Origin of the sequence: Pseudoduganella danionis, from assembly GCF_009720775.1 — a bacterium.
Lineage (GTDB): Bacteria > Pseudomonadota > Gammaproteobacteria > Burkholderiales > Burkholderiaceae_D > Rugamonas > Rugamonas danionis.
Genome location: NZ_WNKW01000031.1, coordinates 1 through 538, shown reverse-complemented (window position 1 = coordinate 538; position 538 = coordinate 1). Strand labels below are relative to the sequence as shown.

General features: G+C 46.3%; 2 tRNA genes and 1 rRNA gene. All 3 read right to left on the bottom strand.

Annotation, left to right across the window (positions count from 1 at the left end):
• Positions 1-157 precede the first annotated feature (157 nt).
• Positions 158-233 (bottom strand) — tRNA-Ala (locus GM655_RS22570).
• Between the two features lie 45 nt (positions 234-278).
• A tRNA-Ile gene (locus tag GM655_RS22565) sits at positions 279-355 on the bottom strand.
• A gap of 63 nt (positions 356-418) precedes the next feature.
• Positions 419-538 (bottom strand): 16S ribosomal RNA (locus tag GM655_RS22560); the annotation flags it as partial.

Sequence of the window (538 nt, the reverse complement as noted above, 5' to 3'; positions counted from 1 at the left end):
TGCGTTTGTTGATACATACAATCATTACCCATCGTCTTACGTTTTACCGTAAAACGATCAATAAAAATTTACTTACTTCTTCCAGATTGTTAAAGAACATACAGCACTTGATCTCTAAAAGATCAAATCTAAAGGTCTACCTTTACATTTGAACTTTTGGTGGAGGATGACGGGATCGAACCGACGACCCCCTGCTTGCAAAGCAGGTGCTCTCCCAGCTGAGCTAATCCCCCTTTTTGTTAGGTGTCAGACTTCAGTCTGATACCTCACTATAGGACTGGTAGGGCTGGTTGGACTCGAACCAACGACCCCCGCGTTATCAACACGGTGCTCTAACCAGCTGAGCTACAGCCCCAAATGCTGTTCTTCTTAATTACAGTCGATAAGTGTGAACGCTTGATGAGTCGTGCGACTCTAGAAAGGAGGTGATCCAGCCGCACCTTCCGATACGGCTACCTTGTTACGACTTCACCCCAGTCACGAATCCTACCGTGGTAAGCGCCCTCCTTACGGTTAAGCTACCTACTTCTGGTAAAAC